Annotated in this window: 4 protein-coding genes; 1 reads left to right on the top strand and 3 read right to left on the bottom strand. The window is 66.9% G+C overall.

Annotated features, from left to right (window positions below):
- Positions 1 to 107: 107 nt before the first annotated feature.
- The gene (locus FVQ98_RS19430; RefSeq protein ID WP_147915103.1) at positions 108 to 707 is read right to left on the bottom strand and encodes a peroxidase-related enzyme; all 600 of its coding nucleotides are present in this window, start codon (positions 705 to 707) and stop codon (positions 108 to 110) included.
- 135 nt (positions 708 to 842) lie between these two features.
- Here FVQ98_RS19430 and FVQ98_RS19435 point away from each other — a divergent pair, with 135 nt between their 5' ends.
- The gene (locus tag FVQ98_RS19435; protein WP_147915104.1) at positions 843 to 1,259 is read left to right on the top strand and encodes an FKBP-type peptidyl-prolyl cis-trans isomerase; all 417 of its coding nucleotides are present in this window, start codon (positions 843 to 845) and stop codon (positions 1,257 to 1,259) included.
- Positions 1,260 to 1,550: 291 nt separating this feature from the next.
- On the opposite strand, the gene FVQ98_RS19440 is transcribed toward FVQ98_RS19435, so the two are convergent.
- Both FVQ98_RS19440 and FVQ98_RS19945 read right to left on the bottom strand, forming a co-directional pair.
- On the bottom strand, positions 1,551 to 4,013 hold the full coding sequence (locus FVQ98_RS19440) for a penicillin acylase family protein (RefSeq protein ID WP_147915105.1): 2,463 nt from the start codon (positions 4,011 to 4,013) through the stop codon (positions 1,551 to 1,553).
- Positions 4,014 to 4,223: 210 nt separating this feature from the next.
- Positions 4,224 to 4,437, bottom strand: a 214-nt coding sequence (locus tag FVQ98_RS19945; RefSeq protein ID WP_222707632.1) for a hypothetical protein, incomplete at its 5' end; no start/stop codon positions are given.

Raw genomic sequence — 4,437 nt, forward strand, 5'->3', positions numbered from 1 at the left:
GCAGCTGGTTTGGCTTGAGAACCTCCATCTTGCTTCACCTCGGGTGAACAACCTCTTGGGAAACGACAGCTAGCCGCGTATCAGGCTGGTGCCTGGCGGCCGGCCGCTCAGCCCGCCTTCTTCTCACGCGGCACGCGCCCCATCAGATAGAACTCGGGGTTGGGCTGCATGCCGCTGAAGCTGGCGATGCGGTTGGACAGGCCGAAGAAGGCGGTGATGGCGGCGATGTCCCAGATGTCTTCGTCGTCAAAGCCGTGCGCATGCAGGGCGCTGAAGTCGTCGTCGTTGATCTCGGCCGAGCGTTCGCACACCTTCATCGCAAAGTCCAGCATGGCGCGCTGGCGCGGCGTGATGTCGGTCGCCTTGCGGTAATTCACCGCCACCTGGTCGGCCACGTGCGGCTTTTTCTCGTAAATGCGCAGCAGCGCGCCGTGCGCCACCACGCAGTACAGGCACTGGTTGGCCGCGCTGGTGGTGGTGACGATCATCTCGCGGTCGCCCTTGGTCAGGTTGCTGGTGCGACCGGCGGTCTCGGGCTCCATCAGCGCATCGTGGTAGGCGAAGAAGGCGCGCCATTCGGCCGGGCGGCGCGCCAGGCCCAGGAACACGTTCGGCACAAAGCCGGCTTTTTCCTGCACGGCCAGCACCTGGGCCTTGATGTCGTCGGGCAAGGTGTTCAGGTCGGCAAGGGGGTAACGGGCGGCCATGGGCGAAGTCTCCTCAATGTTCATCTGGATACGGGTGCCCACACGTTGTACCACTTTGGACCTGCGCGCCGGCCAAGGCGCGCCTGGGCGCACCCATAATCCGGCTTTCCGTTTTTGCTGATAAGGACTGGCTTCGTGAAACTGCTTTCCACCCTCGTTCTGTCCACGCTGGCCGCGGGCGCCTTCATCACCACCGCCGCGCACGCCGCCCCTGAAAAGCTGCCCAGCGGCCTGGTGTACGAATCGGTCAAGGACGGCACCGGCGCCAGCCCCGCTGCGACCGACGTGGTCAAGGTGCACTACCGCGGCACGCTGCCCGAGGGCGGCAAGGAATTCGACAGCTCCTACAAGCGCGGCGAGCCGGCCGAATTCCCGCTGAACCGCGTCATCCCCTGCTGGACCGAAGGCCTGCAGAAGATGAAGGTCGGCGGCAAAGCCAAACTGACCTGCCCGCCCGCCATCGCCTACGGCGCGCGCGGTGCCGGCGGCGTCATCCCGCCCAACGCCACGCTGAACTTCGAAGTCGAACTGCTGGGGATCAAGGGCAAGTAAGCCGGGTGCGGGTGGGGCGCGAAGTCGTCCTGCCTGTCCAAGCCATCGCGGCGTGTGGCGCGGTGCCTCCGAGAGCGGCGTCGCCCCCATCTGTTTGACACCAATGGCGCTATTCAATCAATAGCTGGCCGCGCAGATAGCTCTAGGGCCAGCGGCCAATTTTGCATAAAAAAGGGCGATGGACCTGCCGTCGCCTGGAACGGCCCGGCGCTCAGCGCACCGGGCCTTTTTCATGGGCCGGAGCGGCGGCGCGCGCCTCGCAATGCGGCGCGCCACGCGCTCAAGCGCCCGTCACTCCTTCACCGTCGTCTGCACCAGCGCCGGGCTGGCCGCGATCTCGCTTTCGCTGTAGGGCACCTTCAGCCACTGCTGGTCGCTGTAGCGCTTGGTGTAGTCGCCGTAATGTGGCGACGCCGGGTCGTCCGACAGCGAGAAGGTCAGGAAGGTGTACGCGTCCACCTTGCCCGCCGGGAAGGTCACCACCTGCATGTACGAGTTGCCGTGCGGCTGCCCGTCCATCGCGTAGCCGGCCGGCGACAGCGGCGCCTGCGAGCAGTTGATGGTGAAGTAGCCATTGGCCCCGCAGCCGCCAAACAGTGGCAGCTTGGTACTGCCGCGCGTCACGTACAGCACGTCGCCGCGCTGCGCGTCCAGCGCGATGCCGTTGGCCAGCACGTTGGCCACCGCGGTGTCGAACGCCTGGCCTATCTGCGCCGCGGCGGCGGTGTTCAGGTCGCGCGGGGTGTTCAGCGGGTCGTTGGCGTCAAACGGCACCTTGTACAGCGTGGCGTCCGGCACCTTCAGCGCGCTCAGCGCGGTCCAGAACTCGTCCCACAGGTGCGACCCGCGCGACGTCTTCAGGCCCTTGCCGTCCCAGCCTTGCAGCGCCGCGCAGCCGGCCGCGCGGTTGCTGCCCGCGGGCGCGTCACCGGCAGCGCACAGCATGGCCAGCACCTGGTCCTTGAACTGGGCCGACAGCACGCGGCTGTCCAGCACCATCTGGCGCACGATCTCGCTGGTGGCCTTGTTGCCGGGGTAGCCGTCGGTGCCGGCCAGGCGCTGCAGCGCCATGGTGTGGCCCAGGCGCGTGCGCAGGCTTTGCGGCGTGCCGGTGGGGCCGAAGATGGTGGGGTACCCCGTCATCGGCGCGGTGGCGTTGCTCAGCCAGTAGCTGTCGTTCATGTTGCCGACGTAGTCCGCGCGCTTTAGGAAGGGCATGCGGCTGGCGCCGACGGCCCCGTCCTGCACCGAATCGGCGTCGCGCTGCCAGTTGCAGGCGCTGCGCGAGCCGTCCAGCACCGGCACGTTGGGCAGCGCCACGGCGGCCGCGGCGCTGAAAGGCGTGGCGCAGTCGGCCAGCTGCTGCGGCGGCACATTGGGCACGGCGCCGATGTCGGCGTACCAGGCCTGCGCGCTGCCGCGGCCCACGGCCACGGTGTTGACCCAGGGGATGGCCGCCTCTTCACGCTGGATCTGCGTGAATTCGTCCAGCGACTTGGCCTGGCTCCAGCGGAACCAGTTCTTCAACGTGCGGAAGTTGTCTGCGTTGATGTCGCGGATGGCCACCGCGCTCTGCGCCGTCCAGCCCATGGCCGGGTGCAGGCTCGACAGGTTGACCACTGGCCCGTACGGCGACTGGTACAGCGTGCGCTTGACCTGCGTCACCGCGCCATTGGCGCCCAACACATCCACCGTGATGGCGTGCGCCTCCAGCGGCTTGGACTGGCCGTCCAGCAGGTAGTGCGTCGGGTCCTTCGGGTCCAGCGTCATGACGAAGAAGCCAAAGCGCCGCGCGGTCGACACCGTGTGGCTCCAGGCGATGTCGTTGTTGAAGCCGATCTGCGTGAGCGGAATGCCCAGGAAGGACACGCCGCTGACGTTGACCTCGCCGTCGATCGTCAGCTGCGCCTGGTAGAAGCGGTCAGGCCCCTTCCAGTACCAGTGCGGGTTGCCGAACAGCAGCGGGCTGTCGCTGCCCGTGCCATCCGTGCCAAAGCCGTACATGTTGCTGCCCACGCCGTCGGGCCCGCCCACCTGCAGCGGCGGCGTCGGCATGCTGCCCGGGGCGATCGGCGCGGGCTGCTGCGCGCCGCCCGCCTTGGCACCGGCCGCGGCCGGCGCGGGCGGCACGGCATTGGCAATCGCCGGCACAAAGTTGCTGTAGCCCCCCGCCAGGTTGGCCGAGGCCACGCGCCGCCACAGGTCCTGCGGCGTCACGGTCTTCACCCAGGGCTGGCCGCTGCAGGCCGCGTTGGCCTTGCTGGCGCCGCTCTTGGCTTCACCCACGTAACGGTTGTAGCCCGCAGCAAAGCCTTCCACCATGCGCAGCAGCTTGTCCGGCTGCGCCGCCATCAGCCGCGCCACCGCGTCGTCGGTCAGCACGTGCTTGAAGTAGAAGTCCGAATCGAGGTTGCGCGGCAGCGCAATCGTGCTGTTGTAAACCGCCTTGGCGTCCGCACCGAAGTAGCGCGAACGCTCGCCCCGGTACGTCAGCATCGAATCGGCAATGGTGCACAGCACGTCTTGCGCCTGCGCGTAGCCAATGCCGTAACCCAGCGACCCCCAATCGGCCGCCTTGACGTGCGGCACGCCCATTTCCGTGCGCCGGATGTCGGCGCTGTACTTGCTGGCGGGCGGCGGCCCGGTGTCGTCGTCGTTGTCGTCAGAACCGCCGCACGCCGCCAGCGCCAACAATGCGGCGCAGGCGATCAAGGACAGTCCGGCACGGGGGCCCGAACGGGCAAGGCTGTGCATGGCCATGGGTGAGAGTCTCCTGATTTCTTGTGGACCAACCTGCCCGGCGCGTGGTCGCTGGGCGGGTGAGGTGTCGCAGCGCAGCTGGGGCGCGCGACGAAATCATGATGGCACAGGCGGGGTGGGGTGGGCAATGTGAACGGCGCACGTCAGCGGCAAACTTCAGCCAGTGCAAATAGCGTCGATTACGATGAGACAAATCGTGACAATTCAGTTTGCTGCCATATCGAGGCGGCGCTTCATGTGAGGAGCCGACGATTCAAGCAAGTCTTCTTCCAGTACGCATACGCGTGGTTGATCCGGTCGCGTTGCCCAGAACGGCAGATTCACTTGGATTGGGGATCGCGCTAAGGATTCTCTGCACGAATCCACGCCTGATGTGCTTGCAAGGGCCTGAAGCCCAGACAATACAGACATGAAGCAA

It is taken from the genome of Ottowia flava (genome assembly GCF_008017535.1).
Classification (GTDB): Bacteria; Pseudomonadota; Gammaproteobacteria; order Burkholderiales; family Burkholderiaceae_C; genus Ottowia; species Ottowia flava.

Bases quoted from the DNA above. Each gene is read 5' to 3' on its own strand.
- FVQ98_RS19430 (WP_147915103.1), bottom strand. From the start codon at position 707: ATGGCCGCCCGTTACCCCCTTGCCGACCTGAACACCTTGCCCGACGAC.
- FVQ98_RS19440 (WP_147915105.1), bottom strand. From the start codon at position 4,013: ATGCACAGCCTTGCCCGTTCGGGCCCCCGTGCCGGACTGTCCTTGATC.